Below are 17,686 nucleotides of genomic sequence, written 5' to 3'. Positions count from 1 at the left end.
GCGTGACAGGTGGGTTGACGTACTCGGGCGCTCTCAGGTGCTCGTCACGGACATCCGGTGCCGGCCGCGCAGCGGGCACCGGACGGACAGGGACACCAGGATCACGTCGTACCGGTTGTACCGGTCGTACCGGGAAGGGGAGACGACGACAGCGGTGCGGTCACGCACGGCCCGGCTCCCCTCAACTCGTCACGACGACGCGCCGCCGAGTGGTGGGCGGCGCGAGCTTGTGTGGTGAGTGTAGGGAGCCGGGCGAGGTCGAAGCAGCTGATTTTTTTTCTACTGCTGGTGGTCGTCGATCGTGATGGCCGACGCCGGGCAGACCGCGGCTGCCTCGCGGGCGGCGGCGTGGAGGTCCTCGGCGGGGCTCGGTTCGAGGAGGGTGACGATGCCGTCCTCGTCACGCTGGTCGAAGACCTCGGGTGCGATCAGTACGCACTGTCCGGCGCCGCAACAGCGGTCCTGGTCCACGTTCACTTTCACGGCCGTTGCCCTCCTTCCCTGTGCGGGAGCCGTCACCACCGGACGGGCACCGTGCGCAGTCCACCGACGAGGAGCCCCTCGACCCGCTTCAACTCAACAACTGGTACGTCGAGTTGGAGTGTCGGCAGCTTGCGCAGAAGTACCTCGAGCGTGACCTGGAGCTCGGTGCGCGCCAGGCTCTGGCCCAGGCAGGCGTGCGGTCCGGCGCCGAAGGTGAGGTGGGGGTTCGGGGACCGGGACAGCACCATGTCGTCCGCGTCGGCGAAGACCCGTTCGTCACGGTTGGCGGCCGGCATGCCGCACACGACGGTCGTGCCGCTCGGCAGCAGCTCGCCGTCGACCTCGACGTCCTCGGTGAGGTAACGCCGGATGCCGAAACCGAGGTTGGCGTCAAAGCGCAGCGCCTCGTCGACCGCGGTGCGTACCAGGGCGGGATCGGTCAGCAGCAGTTCCCACCGGGTGCGGTCGGCGAGCAGCATGGCGACCATCTTGCCGATCATGTTGGCGGTGGTCTCGTGTCCGGCGACCAGGAGACCCATGGCGGTGCCGAGCAACTCGTCGTCGCTGAGCCCCTGCCCCTCTCCCTCACTCTCCCCGATCACCATGCTGATCAGGTCGTCGCCGGGTTCGGCGCGCGTCGCCGCGATGCGCGCGGACATGTACTCGGCGAACTCGGTGTACGCCGCCCGGGTCTGGGCGCCGGTGTAGCGGCTGACGTTGAGGAAGGCGTCGGACCAGTGCGAGAAGCGGTCCCGGTCCTCGGCGGGGACGCCGAGGATGTCGCAGATGACGTAGACGGGCAGCGGGAAGCCGAGGCCGGCCTTGAGGTCGGCGGGCTGTCCGCTGCGGACCATGTCGTCGACGAGGCCCTCGGCGACACGTGCCATGCCGGGGCGCAGCGCCGTCATGCGCTTGGCGGTGAAGTACTTGCCCACCTGCCGTCGCCACCGAAGGTGCGGCTCCCCGCGGTCGGGCAGGGCCAGGGTGGTGGTGCCGTCGGCGGCGGGGCCACCGGCGCCTTCGGGAGCGATCCGGGCCGCGCCGTCCTCGGCCGTCGGGCGGGTGAAACGGGGGTCGGCCAGCAGGGCTTTGACGTGGTCGTAGCGGGTCAGATAGGTCGCCTTGTCCCCGCTGGGGAGTTCAACGGTGGCCACCGGGCACCGGCCGCGCAGTTGCTCCCATTCGACCGGGGGCTCCAGGGGGTTGTCGGTGGGAAGAGGCAGCCGCAACAGGTCGTTCTCGCGCATCTGGCATCACCTTGGGTGGGGGGAGGTGGGTGAGCGACGCGGAAGCGTTCACAGCACGGCACGCTACGCACGTTGTGCATCATGCATCAAGAGTGCATGATGCACTTTCCGTGTATGGCGCAATCTCACCGTAGGGTGGGCCTCCGGAGCCTCCCGGGGCCTCAAGGGCCTCAAGGACCTCCGGGACCTCCAGGAGCTGCGGACTTGGCCGATTCGGCCTGGAAGGAGATCGGCGTGGACGCCCGAGAAGCCGCGGAGCGCATCGAGCGGGAACTGCTGATCCTCACCCGCCACAAGGAGATGCGGGCACCGCGGGGCCCACGCGGCGGGGACCCGCTGGACCAGAGCGCCTACGTGCTCCTCACTCGGCTCGAGACCCAGGGAGCGATGTCCATCCCGGACTTCGTCGAGGCCTTCGGGCTCGCGGCGTCGACGTTCACCCGGCAGACCTCGGCCCTTCTGCGCAACGGCCTGGTGGAGCGGACCCTCGATCCGTCCGGCGGGGTGGCACGCAAGTTCCGCATCACGCAGCGGGGACTCAGGCTGCTCGCGGAACAACGCGAAGGAATCGTCACCGGCCTGTCGACGGTCGTGGCCGAGTGGGCCCCCGAACACCTGGACCGGTTCATCGCCGATCTACGGCAGTTCAACACCGACATCGAACGCATCACCGGCCGCCCTTGGCCGAGGAACGCGGGGAACTGACGACGGCCCCTGGCGGCATGGCCGGCACGGTCAGCAGATCGGGCCCCGGTCGCCCACCGCGGCCCGCAGCAGATCGCGTACGAGGTCGAAATCGATCTTCTCCGGATTACGGAAGCGCAGGCATCCCTTGCCCATGTCCTGTGCGGCCAGCCGTGCCTGGAAGGCGTCACGGACATCAGGGCGCATCAGATAGAAGGAGATGTACTGCCGCTGACTCGCGAACGCGATCTCGGCCTCACCCTCGCGCTGGTACGTCGGCATGCCGTAGGCCATGACCTCGCTGAAGCCCTGCAGTTCCGCGCGGCACAACTGCCGCAGCCGCGTCAGGGCCTGCCTGCGCTCCACCGGCACCTCGGCCAGATAACCGTCGACATCCTCCGCCGCGCTCCGCACCATGCGGCGAGGCTAAGCCCCGAGGCGGTGCGGATCAATCGCTCCAACAAACAACCCGTGCGGGTCGAGGTGACCCTCGACCCGCACGGGTTGCAAATGATCTGTGTCCGAGGGGGGACTTGAACCCCCACGCCCGATAAAGGGCACTAGCACCTCAAGCTAGCGCGTCTGCCATTCCGCCACCCGGACTAGGTGTCTGCCGCCTTGCCGGGGGCCTCCCCGGTGGCGACGTGGACAACAATACCAAGGTTTCGGAGTGCCTTTCACCTGCGTTTCCGCCCACCGGGCGGGGGTCCGGGACCGCGCGGCCCGATGCCCTTAGGGTCGCATCATGAGTGACTGGCCGGTTACGCAGAGCCCTGCCGCAGGGCGTCGCCCGCGTGCGCTGTCGCCCCTCAGGGAGCATCTGCGGGACACGTTCTGGTTCGCCCCCACCGCTGCGATGGTGACCGTCTTCGCGGTCTGGCTGGTGGCGCAAGCGCTCGACGCAGCCATCGTCGAGGCGCTGCAGAAGGACGGCGACTACGAGACGCTCGACGATCTGCTGCGGTTCGCGGACGACGCGAAGGCCGTGGTGAGCGCCGTCGCCTCGGCGATGATGACCTTCATCGGCGTGGTCTTCAGCATCTCGCTGGTGGCCGTGCAGATGGCGAGCGGGCAGTTCACCCCGCGCGTGGTCCGGCTCTTCGTGCGGAGCCGGATCACCAAGGCGACCTTCGCGGTCTTCCTGGCGACCTTCGTGCTGAGCCTGCTGGTGCTGACCTCCTTCGACACCGCCGACGACGCCCGTGCCGTCACGACGGTGCCTCTGGTGCAGTCGGTTCTCACGCTCTGCATGGTCGCGTTGAGCCTGTTGCTCTTCGTGCTGTACGTGAACACCACCCTGCGGCTGATGCGGATCAGCCACGTGATCGCACGGATCGCCACCGAGTCCTTCCGGGTGGCCGCGTCGACGCCCGTGTCGGCGGACGGACCGGACACGCCCGACCTCGGCACCGCGACCGCTTGGGTGCCGCACGAGGGCCGGGCCGGGGTGCTGCGGGACGTCCACATCACGCGGTTGGTCCGGGTGGCTCGCAAACACGGCGTGGTGCTGCGGCTGATCCCCCGCATCGGGGACTTCGTGGTGCCTGGCACGCCCTTGCTATCGGTGCACGGCGGCGCGGCCCCGCCACGCCGGGCGCTGCGGTACACGATCTCGGTGGGTGTGGAGCGGACCTATCACCAGGATCTCGGCTTCGGGCTGCGACAGTTGTCCGACATCGCACTGCGCGCCCTGTCGCCCGCGATCAACGACCCGACGACCGCCGTCCAGGCGCTGGACCGTGTCGTCCAGTTCCTGGCCGCGCTGAGCCGTCGGCCGTTGGACGCCGCCCTGCACCGGGACCGGCGCGGGGTGGTGCGCCTGGTGCAGCCCGTGCCGGGGTGGACCGAGTTGGTGGATCTCGGGTTCACCGAGGTACGGGGCTGCGCCGTCGGCAGCCCGCAGGTCTCACGGCGCATGCTGGCCGGCCTGGACGACCTTCTTCTGCTCGCACCGCCGGAACGCAGCGAGCCGCTCTCGCGCCACCGCGAACTCCTCCACCAGGCGGTCGACCGCGCCGAGCAGTTCCCGTCGGACCGCGCCTTCGCCCTGCATCCGGACCGCCAGGGCATCGGCTGACCGATCGCAGATCAGCCAGGGGCGCAACAGGCCCCCAGAGCCATCGCGTCGGCGACCGACGCCGGGCACCCGCTCGGCAGAGCGCGTGGCGCACCCGGCGCCGGACGCGACGCCCCTCCTCAGGGGCTGAGCTGGTACTCCGGGAAGTTCCCGGGCAACCTCTCCCCCGCCGGCCCTTGTGTCACCGCGCGCACCAGCAGCTCGCCGCCGACGAACGCCCCGCGCCAGGACGCGCCGAAGCCGCCGAACAGTTCGTCACGGTCGCCGCGGGAGCGCGGCTTGCCGTGGCCGACCTTGAACGCGCGGATCTGCGGGGCCAGGCGGTCGTAGGTCGCCCGGTCGTCCGTGGACAGCGTGGCGACCAGCGCGCCGTTGGACGCGTTCATCGCCGCCAGCAGCTCCGCCTCCGTGTCGACCAGGACGATGGTGTCGACCGGACCGAAAGGTTCCGCATGGTGGAGCGGGGAGGACGGGGGTGGATTGAGCAGCGTGACCGGCTGGACGTACGCCGAGGTGTCCTGGCCGGGCAGGAAGCGGGCGTCCGCCGGCTTGCCCCGGTGCAGCGGGACGGCACCGCGGTCGATCGCCTCGGCGACCTGGTCCTGGAGTTCCTTCGCCTTGGCGGCGTTGATCACCGGCCCGAAGTCCAGTTGCGGGAAGGGGTCGTCGTCCCGTTTCTCCACCGCCAGCGGGTGGCCGACCCTGAGCGTGCGCACCGCCGGGAGGTACGCCGCGAGGAACTCGTCGAACAGCTCACGCTGGACGACGAAGCGCGGGTACGCCGTGCAGCGCTGTTTGCCGTAGTCGAAGAGCTTGGGCACGACCGCCGTGAGCGCGTCCCAGTCCGTGTAGTTCCAGATGCCCCAGGTGTTGAGTCCCTCCTGTTCGAGTACGTGTCGTTTGCCCAGGTCGGCGACTGCCGTGGCCACCGCGGCGCCGGTGTCGCGGCCGCCGACGAAGGAGACGCAGCCGATCTCGGGCGCCCGCACCAGCGCCTCCGACAGCTCGCCCCCGCTGCCGCTGAGGAGGGTGACGGGGATTCCCTCGCGGGCGGCCAGCGCGCAGGCCAGGGTCAGACAGGCGACACCGCCGTCGGTCGGGGTCTTGGCGATGGCCGCGTTGCCTGCCAGTGCTTGTACCAACACTGCGTGAACGAGCACGCTCATCGGGTAGTTCCAGCTCGCGATGTTGGACACCGGCCCGTCCAGCGGGGCCCGGCCGGCGACCATCGGCTCGATGCCGTCGACGTACCAGCGCACGCCGTCGATGGCCCGGTCGACGTCCGCCCGGGCCAGCCGCCAGGGCTTGCCGATCTCCCAGACGAGCAGCAGGGCGAGCAGGTCCCGGTGTTGGGTCAGGGCGTCGAGGGTGGCCGCGACGCGGGCTCGGCGCTCTTCCAGCGGGATGTGCCGCCAGGCGCGGTGCTGGTCCAGCGACGCGCGCACGGCCTGGTGGGCGGTGGCCCGGTCCAGGCGCGGCGGGCCGGCGATCGGGCCGCCGTCGACGGGGCTGGTGGCGGGCAGGGCCCGGCCGTCCGCCTGCCAGGTGGAGTTCCAGAGGTTGAGGACACGGTCGTCCCGGAAGGCCTCGGGGGCGACCGCGAGGCAGCGCTGCCAGGCGTCGGCCCACGAGGTGCCGGATTTGAGGGTGAGGGTGGTTGCCATCGGATTCTCCGCTCTCGGTGCACAGTCGAGAGAAACAGGGGCCCGCAGGGCCCTTCCGGGGAAGGGCGGTGCTGGGAGACGGGCGGGCGGTCGTACATGGCTACGGCGGAAGCTAGCGGGATGCACGCTCGCCTGAAAGTGACTCCGCGTGGACTATGAGTGACATCACGTGTCCGCGTCCAGGCGGTCCAGGACCAGGCGCGCCGTCTCGGTGGGCGTGCCGCCGACCCGTACCCCCACCGCCTCCAGCGCCTCCTTCTTCGCCGCGGCCGTGCCGGACGTGCCGGACACGATCGCGCCCGCGTGCCCCATCGTCTTGCCCTCGGGGGCGGTGAATCCGGCGATGTAGCCGACCACCGGCTTGGTGACGTGGCCGCGGATGTAGGCGGCCGCGCGCTCCTCCGCGTCGCCGCCGATCTCCCCTATGAGGACGATGAGTTCGGTGTCGGGGTCGTCCTGGAAGGCTGCCAGGCAGTCGATGTGGGTGGTGCCGACGACCGGGTCGCCGCCGATGCCGACACACGTAGAAAAGCCGATGTCGCGCAGCTCGTACATCAGTTGGTAAGTGAGCGTGCCGGACTTGGAGACCAGGCCGATGCGGCCGGGCTTGGTGATGTCGGCCGGGATGATGCCCGCGTTGGACTGGCCAGGGGTGATCAGGCCGGGGCAGTTGGGGCCGATGATGCGGGTGCCCTTCGCCTTCGCGTACGAGGTGAAGGCGACGGAGTCGTGGACCGGGATGCCCTCCGTGATGACGACGGCGAGTCCGATGCCTGCGTCGGCGGCCTCGACGACTGCCGCCTTCGTGAAGGCGGGCGGCACGAAGACCACGGTCACGTCGGCGCCGGTCGCGCGCATCCCGTCGGCGACCGACCCGAAGACGGGGACGGCTCGGTCGTCGAAGTCGACGGTGCGGCCGGCCTTGCGCGGGTTGACGCCGCCGACGACGTTCGTGCCGGCGGCGAGCATGCGCCGGGTGTGCTTCATGCCTTCGCCGCCGGTCATGCCCTGGACGAGGACCTTGCTCTCCTTGGTGAGGTAGATGGCCATGTCGTCACGTCTCCTCAGGCTGTGGTGGCGAGTTGAGCGGCCCGCAGCGCGGCGCCGTCCATGGTGGCGGCCTGCTGGACCAGGGGGTGGGCGCGGTCGTCGAGGATGGCCCGGCCCCGGGCGGCGTTGTTTCCGTCGAGGCGCACGACGAGTGGCTTGGTCAACTGGACGGTGTCCAGCGCCTGCACGATGCCGTCGGCGACGGCGTCACAGGCGGTGATCCCGCCGAAGACGTTGACGAAGACCGACTTCACGGCCGGGTCGGAGAGGATGACCGACAGCCCGTCGGCCATGATCTGGGCCGATGCGCCGCCGCCGATGTCGAGGAAGTTCGCGGGGCGGGCACCGCAGCCCGCGACGACGTCGAGGGTGGACATGACGAGGCCGGCGCCGTTGCCGATGATGCCGACCTCGCCGTCGAGCTTGACGTAGTTGAGGCCCTTTGCGGCCGCCGCGGCCTCCAGCGCGTCGTCGTGCTCCACGCCCTCGGCGCCCCAACGTGCCTGCCGGAAGCGGGCGTTGTCGTCGAGGGTGACCTTGCCGTCGAGGGCGAGGATCTGTCCCTGTCCGGTACGGACCAGCGGGTTCACCTCGACCAGGACGGCGTCCTCGCGGACCAGCACCTCCCAGAGTCGTATGAGGACGTCGACGGTCTGCGGCGGCAGTCCGGCCGCTTCCGCGATCTCGGCGGCCTTCGCTGAGGTGACGCCCTCGGCGGGGTCGACGGGGACGCGGGCCACGGCCTCCGGACGAGTGGCAGCCACCTCCTCGATGTCCATTCCGCCTTCGGCCGAGGCGATCGCGAGGAAGCGGCCCGCCGCGCGGTCGAGGACGAAGGACACGTAGAACTCGGTCTCGATGTCGACGGGTTGGGCCAGCATCACCTTGCCGACCGTGTGGCCCTTGATGTCCATGCCGAGGATCTGGCGTGCCGTGAGCTCGGCAGCGGCAGGGTCCGCGGCGAGCTTCACGCCGCCCGCCTTGCCCCGGCCACCGGTCTTCACCTGCGCCTTGACCACGACCCGGCCACCGAGCCGACGTGCGATCTCGCGGGCTTCCTTGGGTGAGTCGGTCACCTCAGCCCTCGGCACCAAGATGCCGTGTTCCTTGAAGAGTTCCCTTGCCTGGTGCTCGTACAGGTCCATTCCGGCTCCTGACTCAAAAGTGCCGCACGCCCCCTGGACACCACCCACCGGATGCGGGATAACAAGGTTCATACAGTATTCGTCGACTGTATGCAATGTACCGCGAGAGCCGTTCCAACCCCCTACGAAGGGACAGGACTTCGCCATGCCCGACGACACCCAGGACGTCATTTCCGGTGGTCATCTCGTTGCCAAGGCGCTGAAGGCCGAGGGGGTCGACCGCATCTACACCTTGTGCGGCGGCCACATCATCGACATCTACGACGGCTGCGTCGACGAGGGCATCGAAGTCGTCGACGTCCGCCACGAGCAGGTCGCCGCCCACGCCGCCGACGGCTACGCCCGCATCACCGGCAAGCCCGGCTGCGCGGTCGTCACCGCGGGTCCCGGCACCACCGACGCCGTCACCGGCGTCGCCAACGCCTTCCGCGCCGAGTCCCCGATGCTGCTCATCGGCGGCCAGGGCGCCCTCACCCAGCACAAGATGGGGTCCCTGCAGGACCTGCCGCACGTCGACATGATGACGCCGATCACCAAGTTCGCGGCGGCCGTGCCGGACACGGCGCGCGCGGCGGACATGGTGTCGATGGCGTTCCGCGAGTGCTACCACGGTGCGCCCGGGCCCTCCTTCCTGGAGATCCCGCGCGACGTCCTCGACGCCAAGGTGCCGGCGGCCAAGGCACGCGTGCCCAAGGCCGGCGCCTACCGTGCCTCCACCCGCTCGGCCGGCGACCCCGAGGCCATCGAGAAGCTCGCCGACCTGCTGGTCCACGCCGAGAAGCCGGCCATCCTGCTCGGCAGCCAGGTATGGACGACACGCGGCACCGAGGCGGCCATCGAGCTCGTCCGCACCCTCAACATCCCCGCGTACATGAACGGGGCCGGCCGCGGCACGCTCCCGCCCGGCGACCCGCACCACTTCCAGCTGTCGCGCCGGTACGCATTCTCCAACGCCGACGTCATCGTCATCGTCGGCACGCCCTTCGACTTCCGCATGGGCTACGGCAAGCGGCTGTCGCCCGATGCGACCGTCGTGCAGATCGACCTCGACTACCGCACCGTCGGCAAGAACCGCGATATCGACCTCGGGATCGTGGGCGACGCCGGGCTGGTGCTGAAGTCGGTGACCGAGGCCGCCTCCGGGCGCGTCAACGGGGGCGCGTCGAAGCGCAAGGAGTGGCTCGACGAGCTGCGCGCTGCCGAACAGACCGCCCTGGAGAAGCGGCTGCCGAGCCTGAAGTCGGACGCCTCACCGATCCACCCGTACCGGCTGGTCAGCGAGATCAACGACTTCCTGACCGAGGACTCGATCTACATCGGCGACGGCGGCGACATCGTCACCTTCTCCGGGCAGGTCGTGCAGCCCAAGTCGCCCGGGCACTGGATGGACCCGGGACCGCTGGGCACGCTCGGCGTCGGGGTGCCGTTCGTGCTCGCGGCCAAGCAGGCCCGGCCCGACAAGGAGGTCGTCGCGCTCTTCGGCGACGGCGCGTTCTCCCTCACCGGCTGGGACTTCGAGACTCTCGTCCGCTACAACCTCCCCTTCGTCGGCATCGTCGGCAACAACTCCTCGATGAACCAGATCCGCTACGGCCAGGCCCAGAAGTACGGCCTGGAGCGCGAGCGGGTCGGCAACACGCTCGGCGACGTCCACTACGACAAGTTCGCGCAGATGCTCGGCGGTTACGGCGAGGAGGTCCGTGACCCCGCCGACATCGGCCCCGCCCTGCGGCGCGCCCGCGAGTCCGGGAAGCCCTCGCTGATCAACGTCTGGGTCGATCCCGACGCGTACGCCCCCGGAACCATGAACCAGACCATGTACAAGTGAGGTGGCCTCCATGACTGGAACGCCGACCAAGGCTCTCGAAGGCATCCGCGTCCTGGACATGACTCATGTCCAATCCGGCCCCTCCGCGACCCAGCTGCTCGCCTGGCTCGGCGCGGACGTCGTCAAGCTGGAGGCGCCGACCGGTGACATCACGCGCAAGCAGCTGCGCGATCTCCCGGACGTCGACTCCCTCTACTTCACGATGCTCAATTGCAACAAGCGGAGCATCACCCTCAACACCAAGACCGAGCGCGGCAAGGAGATCCTCACCGAGCTGATCCGGCGCTCCGACGTCATGGTCGAGAACTTCGGACCGGGCGCGGTCGACCGCATGGGCTTCACCTGGGACCGCATCCAGGAGATCAATCCGCGTATCGTCTATGCCTCCATCAAGGGGTTCGGCGACGGTCCGTACACCAACTTCAAGGCGTACGAGGTCGTCGCGCAGGCCATGGGTGGGTCGATGTCGACCACCGGTTTCGAGGACGGGCCGCCGCTGGCGACCGGAGCCCAGATCGGGGACTCGGGGACGGGTGTGCACGCCGTCGCGGGGATTCTCGCGGCGCTGTTCCAGCGCGAGAACACCGGGCGTGGGCAGCGGGTCAACGTGGCCATGCAGCACGCTGTACTCAACCTGTGCCGGGTGAAGCTGAGGGACCAGCAGCGCCTGACACATGGGCCGCTTGCTGAATATCCGAACGAGGACTTCGGCACGGAAGTTCCCCGCTCGGGAAACGCGTCCGGCGGCGGTCAGCCCGGCTGGGCGGTCAAGTGCGCGCCGGGCGGCCCGAACGACTACGTGTACGTCATCGTGCAGCCGGTCGGCTGGCAGCCGCTCAGCGAGCTCATCGGCCGGCCCGAACTCGCCGACGACCCCGAGTGGGCGACGCCGGAGGCCCGGCTGCCCAAGCTGAGCAAGATGTTCCAGCTGATCGAGGAGTGGTCCTCGACCCTGCCCAAGTGGGAGGTGCTGGAGCGGCTCAACGCACACAACATCCCGTGCGGGCCGATCCTTTCCACCAAGGAGATCATCGAGGACTCCTCGCTGGTCGCCAACGAGATGGTCGTCACCGTGCCGCACCCCGAGCGGGGCGACTTCGTGACCGTCGGCAGCCCGCTGAAGCTCTCCGACTCCCCCGTCGAGGTGAGCAGTTCGCCGTTGCTCGGCCAGCACAACGAAGAGGTCTACGTCGGCGAGCTCGGCCTCGGCGACGAGGAACTGCGCCTGCTCAAGTCGAACGGAGTGATCTGACGTGATGGCCGAAGACCGCGTCCTGCGGGTGCGGACGCTCCTCGACTCCGTGCGGGGTGAGGGACGCACGGCGCTGACCGCGCCCGAGGGCAAGGTGATCGCCGACGCTTACGGGATCGCCGTACCCGGCGAGGAACTCGCGACGGACGTCGACGAGGCGGTGGCCTACGCGGCGCGCTTCGGCGGGCCGGTGGTGATGAAGATCGTCTCGCCCGACATCCTGCACAAGACCGACGCCGGCGGCGTGATCGTCGGGGTCGAGGGCGCGACGGACGTACGGGCCGCCTTCCACAAGATCATCGACAACGCCCGCGCGTACGACGCGGATGCGCGCATCGAGGGCGTGCAGGTCCAGGAACTGCTCCCGCAGGGGCAGGAGGTCATCGTCGGCGCGGTCACCGACCCGACATTCGGGAAGGTGGTCGCCTTCGGGCTCGGCGGAGTGCTCGTCGAGGTCCTCAAGGACGTGACCTTCCGGCTCGCGCCTGTGGACGCCGACGAGGCGCTGTCCATGCTGGACTCGATCCGGGCGGCGGAGATCCTGCGCGGGGTGCGCGGCCAGGCGGCCGTGGACCGGTGGGCGCTCGCCGAGCAGATCCGCCGTGTCTCGCAGCTCGTGGCGGACTTCCCGGAGATCGCCGAGGTGGACCTCAACCCGGTGATCGCGACCGCGGAGGGGGCGGTCGCGGCCGACATCCGCGTGATCCTCGCCGAAGCGACCGCGAAGCCGCGTCGCCGCTACTCGCGCGAGGAGATCCTCACCTCGATGCGCCGCCTGATGCAGCCGTCGTCGGTCGCCGTCATCGGCGCCTCCAACGAGCAGGGCAAGATCGGTAATTCGGTCATGCGCAACCTCATCGACGGTGGTTTCGCCGGGGACATCCATCCGGTGAACCCCAAGGCCGATGACATTCTGGGCCGCAAGGCGTACAAGAGTGTGACGGACGTTCCCGGTGAGGTGGATGTGGCGGTCTTCGCTATCCCCGCCAAGTTCGTGGCCTCGGCCCTGGAGGAGGTGGGACGCAAGGGGATCCCGAATGCCGTGCTGATCCCCTCCGGGTTCGCGGAGACCGGTGAGCACGAACTCCAGGAGGAGATCGTGGCCATCGCCGAGCGGCACGGCGTCCGGCTGCTCGGGCCGAACATCTACGGCTACTACTCGACGTGGCAGGACCTGTGCGCCACGTTCTGCACGCCGTACGACGTCAAGGGCGGGGTGGCGCTGACCTCGCAGTCCGGCGGCATCGGGATGGCCATCCTGGGCTTCGCTCGGACCACGAAGACGGGCGTGTCGGCGATCGTCGGCCTCGGTAACAAGTCGGACCTGGACGAGGACGACCTGCTGACCTGGTTCGGCGAGGACCCGCACACCGAGTGCATCGCGATGCACCTGGAGGACCTCAAGGACGGGCGCGCGTTCGTCGAGGCCGCGCGGGCGACCGTCCCGAAGAAGCCGGTCGTCGTCCTCAAGGCAGGTCGTACGGCGGCGGGCGCGAAGGCCGCCGGCTCGCACACCGGAGCCCTCGCCGGCGACGACGCCGTGTACGAGGACATCCTGAAGCAGGCCGGTGTCATCAGGGCACCAGGACTCAACGAAATGCTGGAGTACGCGCGCGCGTTGCCGGTGCTCCCCGCCCCCAAGGGCGACAACGTCGTGATCATCACGGGGGCGGGCGGCAGCGGCGTACTGCTGTCGGACGCGGTGACCGACAACGGGCTGTCCCTGATGGAGATTCCGCCGGACCTGGACGAGGCCTTCCGGAAGTTCATCCCGCCCTTCGGGGCTGCGGGCAACCCGGTGGACATCACCGGGGGCGAGCCGCCGTCGACGTACGAGGCGACGATCCGGCTCGGTCTGGAGGATCCGCGCATCCACTCACTCGTGCTCGGCTACTGGCACACGATCGTCACTCCCCCGATGGTCTTCGCGGAGCTCACCGCGCGCGTGGTGGCCGAGTTCCGGGAGCGCGGCATTCAGAAGCCCGTCGTCGCCTCGCTCGCGGGTGACGTGGAGGTCGAGGAGGCCTGCCAGTACCTCTACGAGCGCGGGGTCGTGGCGTACCCGTACACGACCGAGAAGCCGGTGGCGGTGCTCGGCGCCAAGTACCGGTGGGCGCGGGCGGCAGGACTGTTGGGGGGCGGTTCATGAGGTGAGGCAGCGGGGGGCCGGCCGACGGTGCGCGTCGGCCGGCCCCGGGACCCGCGCGCGCACGAAAGGCATTGGACAGGGGGCGCTGGCCAGAACTTTCGACGCAAGGGGTGCAACTAACGTGACAACCACCGACGTTCCAAGGGTCGCCGCCTATCGGGAGGTGGCCGACAAGAACGGACGCGTCTACCGCGTGGGCGAGTCCGACATCGACATCATGGGTCGCAAGCGCAAGTGGATGGTGATCCTCCCCTGGATCGGCATGATGGGCATCTCCTCCGCCGAGTACGCGTTCGCGTCGGCCGAGGACACCCTGCACACCGCGCACAGCTGGAACAGCATGCACATCTTCTGGATGATGACCGTCTGGGTCTTCTTCCAGGCCGCGGTGGCTTTTCCCGCGGGCAAATTGCGGGAGAGCGGAAAACTACCGGCCCGCTGGGCGATGATGTGCGGCGCGACAGGCACGTTGCTGGGCTACCTGTCGCTGGCATTCGCACCGCATGTCGTCTTCGCCTATATCGGCTTCAGCATGTTCAGCGGCATGGGCGCCGGCATGGTGTACGCCACCTGCGTCAACATGGTGGGCAAGTGGTATCCGGAGCGCAAGGGCGGCAAGACCGGGTTCGTCAACGGCGGTTTCGCCTACGGCTCGGTGCCCTTCGTCTTCATCTTCAACGGCTACATGGACCTGACCAACTTCCGCTGGGTGCTGGTCTCGGTGGGTGTGTTCCTGGCCGGAATCGTCGCGTTCTCCGGCTACTTCTTCAGGGACCCGCCGAAGAACTGGTGGCCCGCCGACATCGACCCGCTCAACCCGCCGAAGGACCCGCGCGCGGCGCGCTCGCTGCGGATGAACCCTCCAGCGGTCCATCAGTACTCCCCCAAGGAGGCATGGAAGACCGGCCGGGTGGCCCTGATGTGGTTCTGTCTGGCGTGCACGTCCGGCGTGAACATCTTCGGCATCGCGTTCCAGGTGGACATCGGTGAGGAAGCCGGATTCGCCGGCGGGATCGTGGCCACGGCCATGTCCCTCAAGGCGATCGTCAACGGTACCGGCCGTGGCGTCATCGGCTGGCTCTCGGACCTCTACGGCCGCAAGCGGTGCCTGCTCGCCGTGTGCGTCATCCTGGGCCTCGCCCAGTTCGGCATCCTCTGGTCGGCGGACAGCAAGAACCTGACCCTGTTCCTGATCTTCTCCGCGATCTCCGGCTTCGGCGGCGGCGCCATCTTCCCGATGTTCGCGGCGCTCACCGCCGACTATTTCGGCGAGAACAACAACGCGTCCAATTACGGCATGGTCTACAGCGCCAAGCTCGTCTCCGGCCTGGGCGCGGGCATGGGTGCCGTGGTCGTCAGCGCCTGGGGGCACTCCGGCGCCTTCGTCCTGGCCGGCTCCATCTCCCTCTTCGCCGGCTGTGTCGCGCTGTTCCTCAGCCCACCGGGACGCGACAAGGACGAGAACCGCATCGTTGCCAACCCACGACCGCTCGGCGAGGACATGGCCTGACATGACGGCAGATCCGTACGCAGGAAGCAGTTCGTCCGCACCATCCGACGCCGCACACCGTCCCTACCGCGAGGTGACCGACGCGCGAGGCCGCGTCTACCGCATCGGCGAGACCGACCGCGACATCCTCGGTCACTCCCGCAAGTTCATGGTGTATCTCCCGTGGATCGCCATGATGGCCATCAGCGTCTTCGAATACGCGTACGGCTCCGCGGAGGACACCCTGTCCCACGCGCACGGCTGGACGCAGAGCAACACCTTCTGGATCCTCAGCGTCTGGGTGTTCTTCCAGGCCGGCATCGCCTTCCCGGCGGGCTGGCTGCGGGAGAAAGGCATCCTGACGGCCCGCACCGCCATGTACATCGGCTCCGGCATGTGCTTGCTGGGGTTCCTCGCCCTGTCGCACCTGGGCAATGTCTGGCTCGCGATCCTCGGATTCGGCGTCATCGGCGGCATCGGCGCCGGTCTGATCTACGCGACCTGCATCAACATGGTCGGCAAGTGGTTCCCCGAGCGGCGCGGCGCCCGCACCGGGTTCGTCAATGGCGGGTTCGCGTACGGATCTCTGCCGTTCATCTTCATCTTCAACTACGGGTTCGACACCGCGAACTACCACCGGGTGCTGGACCTGATCGGCTGCTACATCATGATCGTCGTCCTCGGATGCGCGTTCTTCTTCAAGGACCCCCCGAAGAACTGGTGGCCCGCCGACATCGATCCACTGAGGCACCCGGGCGATCGGAAGAACGCGGTGAGCCTGGCCAAGAACCCTCCGGCGGTGAAGCAGTACACGCCCCGGGAAGCCATCAGGACAGGCATGCTCCCACTGATGTGGCTGTCCATCGTCCTGACCGCAGGCGTATCGATCTTCGGCATCTCCTTCCAGGTCGACTACGCCAAGGAGGTCGGCTTCGGCCCCCTCGTCGCAGCTTCGTCGATGGGCGTGATGGCAGTCATCAACGGCATCGGCCGCGGTGTCGTGGGCTGGCTGTCCGATCGCTGGGGACGCAAATCGACCCTGGTGTTCGTGATCGTCGTCCTGGGCCTCGCCCAGTTCGGCGTGATCTGGGCCGGCGACGTCAGAAGCGAGTGGCTGTTCCTGTTCTTCGCCTTCCTCTCCGGCTTCGGCGGCGGCGCGTTCTACCCGCTCTTCGCGTCGCTCACCCCGGACTACTTCGGTGAGAACTACAACGCGAGCAACTACGGCCTCGTCTACAGCGGCAAGCTGATCAGCGGCCTGTTCGGCGGCGGCCTCGGCTCCATGGTGGTCGCGGCGTGGGGCTATGACGGCGCGTACGCGCTCGCCGGTGGCGTATCGATGGTGGCGGCGGGGATTGCGCTGCTGTTGCGGCAGCCGGGCCGCACAACGCTGCCGCATCCCGCACCCTGACAGATCGCGAACGTGAGGAGGCCCTCCCCAGTCCTGGGGAGGGCCTCCTCACGTCGCTACGACGGTCAGCACTTCTCCCGCAGCGAATGCAGATGCTTGCTCGAACGGCGTGCGAACGTCAGGGAGTCGGTCGGGTTGTCGTGTTCCGCCTGCCAGTGGTGGGCGAATCGCTGGCCGCGCAGCTTCGTTACGGCGGAGATGAACCGCTTGTAGTCGATGTCGCCGTCGCCGACGTCGACCATGTCGTAGCCGTACTGGTTGGACGGGTCGCTCACGCCGTCCTTGACGTGGAAGAGCGGGTAGCGGTGCGGCTGCTTCAGCACGTAGTCGAGCGGCTCGAAGGGGGCGGCGGAGCCGTCGGGTCGCTTCGAGAAGCGGAACTGGCCCGAGTACGCCCAGAAGATGTCCATCTCCAGGAAGACGAGGTCGGGGTCGGTCTCGGCGAGCAGCACGTCGTAGAGACGGACCTTGGGGTTGTCGGTGGCGAAGGAGAACTCCTCGGAGTGGTTGTGCTGGTAGAACTTCATGCCGCGCGCCCTCGCCGCCGCGCCGTAGGTGTTGAACTCCTCGGCGGCACGCTTCCAGGCATCGACGGTGGAGCCGTAGCGGAACGGCCCGGAGGCGGTTCCTATGTGCTTCAGGCCGAGCGCCTGGGCGTCGTCGAGGACCTTGGTGAGGTTCTGGGCGAAGGTGTAGGCGCCCGGGTCGTCGGAGTAGTAGCCGACATGGCTGCCGATCGGGTTCAGGCCGTGGTTCCGGGCCAGCCGCTTGAGCTGGGCGAGGGTGATCGGGCCGGCCGAGCCCTGTGTGTAGCCGGCGAACTCGACCTCGTCGTAACCGTACTTCTCCAGTTCGGCGAAGACGGGGGCGAAGCCGAGCGTGGAGACCTTGTCGCGCAGGCTGTAGAGCTGGATGCCGAGGCGGCCGGGCGGGAGAACGGGACGGCCGTGGCCATGCCCGCGGCTGCCGGAGGCTGTGGCTGCTGCGGTGCCCGGTGCGGCGGTCGCGGCGGGTGCTGCGGCGCCCAGCAGCGCGGCGGCCGTGGTGCCCGCGGCGACGCCGAGCATGCCTCGTCTGGTGAGGCGGTGGGTGAGTTCGGGGTCCGTCTGGGAAAAGCGGCTCATGCCTGGAACTCCCTGTGATCGAAGGCCGTTGTCAGTGGTGAGTGCTTCACTTGTGACCAGTCGGAAGAGACGGGTCGTTGGGA

Annotated in this window: 15 protein-coding genes and 1 tRNA gene; 7 read left to right on the top strand and 9 right to left on the bottom strand. The window is 68.8% G+C overall.

The window, feature by feature from the left end; translation table 11 throughout:
- Window positions 1–33 precede the first annotated feature (33 nt).
- The 3 genes from AB5J55_RS35830 to AB5J55_RS35820 all read right to left on the bottom strand — a co-directional run bounded on the left by AB5J55_RS35830 (window position 34) and on the right by AB5J55_RS35820 (window position 1,730).
- Window positions 34–168 carry a hypothetical protein gene (locus AB5J55_RS35830; protein WP_369274600.1) on the bottom strand — a complete coding sequence of 45 codons (135 nt, stop codon included), beginning with the start codon at window positions 166–168 and terminating at the stop codon, window positions 34–36.
- 111 nt (window positions 169–279) lie between these two features.
- On the bottom strand, window positions 280–483 hold the full coding sequence (locus AB5J55_RS35825) for a ferredoxin (RefSeq protein ID WP_369274599.1): 204 nt from the start codon (window positions 481–483) through the stop codon (window positions 280–282).
- Window positions 484–515: 32 nt separating this feature from the next.
- On the bottom strand, window positions 516–1,730 hold the full coding sequence (locus AB5J55_RS35820; protein ID WP_369274598.1) for a cytochrome P450: 1,215 nt from the start codon (window positions 1,728–1,730) through the stop codon (window positions 516–518).
- A 234-nt stretch (window positions 1,731–1,964) separates the two neighbouring features.
- Here AB5J55_RS35820 and AB5J55_RS35815 point away from each other — a divergent pair, with 234 nt between their 5' ends.
- Window positions 1,965–2,435: a MarR family winged helix-turn-helix transcriptional regulator gene (locus AB5J55_RS35815; protein ID WP_369276379.1), complete on the top strand. Its 471-nt coding sequence runs from the start codon at window positions 1,965–1,967 to the stop codon at window positions 2,433–2,435.
- Between the two features lie 30 nt (window positions 2,436–2,465).
- On the opposite strand, the gene AB5J55_RS35810 is transcribed toward AB5J55_RS35815, so the two are convergent.
- Window positions 2,466–2,831 carry an iron chaperone gene (locus tag AB5J55_RS35810; protein WP_369274597.1) on the bottom strand — a complete coding sequence of 122 codons (366 nt, stop codon included), beginning with the start codon at window positions 2,829–2,831 and terminating at the stop codon, window positions 2,466–2,468.
- Window positions 2,832–2,932: 101 nt separating this feature from the next.
- A tRNA-Leu gene (locus AB5J55_RS35805) sits at window positions 2,933–3,017 on the bottom strand.
- A 142-nt stretch (window positions 3,018–3,159) separates the two neighbouring features.
- Here AB5J55_RS35805 and AB5J55_RS35800 point away from each other — a divergent pair.
- Complete coding sequence (locus tag AB5J55_RS35800) at window positions 3,160–4,491, top strand: DUF2254 domain-containing protein (RefSeq protein ID WP_369274596.1); 1,332 nt, start codon at window positions 3,160–3,162, stop codon at window positions 4,489–4,491.
- Between the two features lie 119 nt (window positions 4,492–4,610).
- On the opposite strand, the gene AB5J55_RS35795 is transcribed toward AB5J55_RS35800, so the two are convergent.
- The 3 genes from AB5J55_RS35795 to sucC all read right to left on the bottom strand — a co-directional run bounded on the left by AB5J55_RS35795 (window position 4,611) and on the right by sucC (window position 8,350).
- The gene (locus AB5J55_RS35795; RefSeq protein WP_369274595.1) at window positions 4,611–6,155 is read right to left on the bottom strand and encodes an aldehyde dehydrogenase family protein; all 1,545 of its coding nucleotides are present in this window, start codon (window positions 6,153–6,155) and stop codon (window positions 4,611–4,613) included.
- Between the two features lie 165 nt (window positions 6,156–6,320).
- Window positions 6,321–7,205, bottom strand: coding sequence for a succinate--CoA ligase subunit alpha (gene sucD, locus AB5J55_RS35790; RefSeq protein WP_369274594.1), 885 nt, complete (start codon window positions 7,203–7,205; stop codon window positions 6,321–6,323).
- A gap of 14 nt (window positions 7,206–7,219) precedes the next feature.
- Window positions 7,220–8,350, bottom strand: a complete 1,131-nt coding sequence (gene sucC / locus AB5J55_RS35785; RefSeq protein WP_369274593.1) for an ADP-forming succinate--CoA ligase subunit beta — start codon at window positions 8,348–8,350, stop codon at window positions 7,220–7,222.
- 145 nt (window positions 8,351–8,495) lie between these two features.
- On the opposite strand from sucC, the gene AB5J55_RS35780 reads away from it, so the two are divergent.
- The 5 genes from AB5J55_RS35780 to AB5J55_RS35760 all read left to right on the top strand — a co-directional run bounded on the left by AB5J55_RS35780 (window position 8,496) and on the right by AB5J55_RS35760 (window position 16,479).
- Window positions 8,496–10,178: a thiamine pyrophosphate-binding protein gene (locus AB5J55_RS35780; RefSeq protein ID WP_369274592.1), complete on the top strand. Its 1,683-nt coding sequence runs from the start codon at window positions 8,496–8,498 to the stop codon at window positions 10,176–10,178.
- 10 nt (window positions 10,179–10,188) lie between these two features.
- Window positions 10,189–11,430: a formyl-CoA transferase gene (gene frc / locus AB5J55_RS35775; protein ID WP_369274591.1), complete on the top strand. Its 1,242-nt coding sequence runs from the start codon at window positions 10,189–10,191 to the stop codon at window positions 11,428–11,430.
- A 4-nt stretch (window positions 11,431–11,434) separates the two neighbouring features.
- Complete coding sequence (locus AB5J55_RS35770) at window positions 11,435–13,579, top strand: acetate--CoA ligase family protein (RefSeq protein ID WP_369274590.1); 2,145 nt, start codon at window positions 11,435–11,437, stop codon at window positions 13,577–13,579.
- Between the two features lie 121 nt (window positions 13,580–13,700).
- The gene (locus tag AB5J55_RS35765; RefSeq protein ID WP_369274589.1) at window positions 13,701–15,089 is read left to right on the top strand and encodes an OFA family MFS transporter; all 1,389 of its coding nucleotides are present in this window, start codon (window positions 13,701–13,703) and stop codon (window positions 15,087–15,089) included.
- 1 nt (window position 15,090) lies between these two features.
- Complete coding sequence (locus AB5J55_RS35760; protein ID WP_369274588.1) at window positions 15,091–16,479, top strand: OFA family MFS transporter; 1,389 nt, start codon at window positions 15,091–15,093, stop codon at window positions 16,477–16,479.
- A 65-nt stretch (window positions 16,480–16,544) separates the two neighbouring features.
- Here the strand turns inward: AB5J55_RS35760 and AB5J55_RS35755 are convergent, their stop codons facing one another.
- Window positions 16,545–17,603: a sugar phosphate isomerase/epimerase family protein gene (locus AB5J55_RS35755; RefSeq protein ID WP_369274587.1), complete on the bottom strand. Its 1,059-nt coding sequence runs from the start codon at window positions 17,601–17,603 to the stop codon at window positions 16,545–16,547.
- Window positions 17,604–17,686: the final 83 nt, after the last annotated feature.

Source organism: Streptomyces sp. R11 (assembly GCF_041051905.1).
In the GTDB taxonomy this organism is placed as follows: domain Bacteria; phylum Actinomycetota; class Actinomycetes; order Streptomycetales; family Streptomycetaceae; genus Streptomyces.
Note: the sequence above shows the minus strand (reverse complement) of the source record. Positions and strands in the feature narration are given on the sequence as shown.

Excerpts from the sequence above, each read along its gene's own strand:
- AB5J55_RS35800 (WP_369274596.1), top strand. The coding sequence starts at position 3,160 with ATGAGTGACTGGCCGGTTACGCAGAGCCCTGCCGCAGGGCGTCGCCCG.
- frc (WP_369274591.1), top strand. The coding sequence starts at position 10,189 with ATGACTGGAACGCCGACCAAGGCTCTCGAAGGCATCCGCGTCCTGGAC.
- AB5J55_RS35755 (WP_369274587.1), bottom strand. The coding sequence starts at position 17,603 with ATGAGCCGCTTTTCCCAGACGGACCCCGAACTCACCCACCGCCTCACC.
- AB5J55_RS35810 (WP_369274597.1), bottom strand. The coding sequence starts at position 2,831 with ATGGTGCGGAGCGCGGCGGAGGATGTCGACGGTTATCTGGCCGAGGTG.
- sucC (WP_369274593.1), bottom strand. The coding sequence starts at position 8,350 with ATGGACCTGTACGAGCACCAGGCAAGGGAACTCTTCAAGGAACACGGC.
- AB5J55_RS35795 (WP_369274595.1), bottom strand. The coding sequence starts at position 6,155 with ATGGCAACCACCCTCACCCTCAAATCCGGCACCTCGTGGGCCGACGCC.
- AB5J55_RS35820 (WP_369274598.1), bottom strand. The coding sequence starts at position 1,730 with ATGCGCGAGAACGACCTGTTGCGGCTGCCTCTTCCCACCGACAACCCC.
- AB5J55_RS35760 (WP_369274588.1), top strand. The coding sequence starts at position 15,091 with ATGACGGCAGATCCGTACGCAGGAAGCAGTTCGTCCGCACCATCCGAC.
- AB5J55_RS35770 (WP_369274590.1), top strand. The coding sequence starts at position 11,435 with ATGGCCGAAGACCGCGTCCTGCGGGTGCGGACGCTCCTCGACTCCGTG.
- sucD (WP_369274594.1), bottom strand. The coding sequence starts at position 7,205 with ATGGCCATCTACCTCACCAAGGAGAGCAAGGTCCTCGTCCAGGGCATG.
- AB5J55_RS35780 (WP_369274592.1), top strand. The coding sequence starts at position 8,496 with ATGCCCGACGACACCCAGGACGTCATTTCCGGTGGTCATCTCGTTGCC.